Raw genomic sequence first — 1062 nt, 5'->3', positions numbered from 1 at the left:
CGAGGATCTTCGCGATGCCGGACATGCCGGCGCCGCCGATGCCGACGAAGTGCGGACTCTCCAGCGTGGGCGGGATCCCCGGGGTCATGTGGTGGCGCCCTGCCTTCCTGGCGGGTTCGGGTGGGACGCGACGATTCTCGCACCCCGCGCCGACATTCCGGGGCCGGGCCACGGCGCGGCCCCGGGAGCGGGCCGCGGGGCCGCGCCGCGGGCCGGGCGGACCGACCCCGCCGCCGGCCCCGCCGCCGCGGCCCCGCCCCGCGCCGGCGGGTCAGCCGTCGTGCGCGAAGAGCTTCAGCACCGGCACGCCGACCTTGTGCCGGGCCCGGGACGCCCAGTCGCGGTGGAAGAACTCCTCCACCAGGTGCGGCGCGGTGAGGACGATGACCTCGTCGGCGTGCGTCTGCTCCACGACGGACTTCAGCAGGTCCAGCGGGTGCCGGTCGACGATCTCCCCGACCGCCTCCGCGCCCTTCTCGCGCAGCGCCTTCAGGGAGTGCTCCAGCGACAGCTTGGCGGTGGGCAGCGCCTCGTGCCCCTCCGGCTCGTCCGACTCGCGGACCGCGTCCTCCAGCTCTCCGAGGGCTACGTCGTCGAGCGCCCGCAACAGCACTCCCTGGTCTCCGCGGGGTTGCAGCAGCACGACGAAGCTGACGGGCTCCTGACCGTGGAGCGTGGTGACCATCTCCACATCCACGGGTGCGAGCGGCTTCTCGATCATCAGGACGGTGGTGAACACGATGAACGCCCTTCTTCCGCACAGGCACACAGACCACGTCAGAAACGATCCTGCCGACTTAGTCTGCCCCAGCACGGCTAAGCGGAACGTGATATTCCGCAGATTGTCAGAACCGACGGTAACGCGTGAACAGGAAGCCGGCCTCCTCCATGACCGACTCCAGGCCGAGGCCCAGCGGCTCCGCCTGCGGGGCGGTGCCGTGCATGATCCGGGGCGCGTCCCCCAGCGCCACCCGGGGCGCCAGGGTCAGGCACAGCTCGTCGAGCACACCCGCCCCGGCGAAGCCCGCGAGCACCGAGGGACCGCCCTCGGTCAGCAGCCGC

General features: G+C 72.3%; 2 protein-coding genes. Both read right to left on the bottom strand.

Going from position 1 to position 1062, the window contains the following annotated elements; translation table 11 throughout:
* Positions 1-271: 271 nt before the first annotated feature.
* Positions 272-739 carry an indole-3-glycerol phosphate synthase gene (locus H5J30_RS35285; protein ID WP_181791867.1) on the bottom strand — a complete coding sequence of 156 codons (468 nt, stop codon included), beginning with the start codon at positions 737-739 and terminating at the stop codon, positions 272-274.
* Between the two features lie 106 nt (positions 740-845).
* Positions 846-1062, bottom strand: a 217-nt coding sequence (locus tag H5J30_RS35280; protein WP_181791866.1) for a dihydrofolate reductase family protein, incomplete at its 5' end; no start/stop codon positions are given.

Origin of the sequence: Streptomyces phytophilus (genome assembly GCF_013870535.1) — a bacterium.
In the GTDB taxonomy this organism is placed as follows: Bacteria; Actinomycetota; Actinomycetes; order Streptomycetales; family Streptomycetaceae; genus Streptomyces; species Streptomyces phytophilus.
The sequence above is the reverse complement of the archived record's forward strand: the minus strand, read 5'-3'. Positions and strand labels throughout refer to the sequence as shown.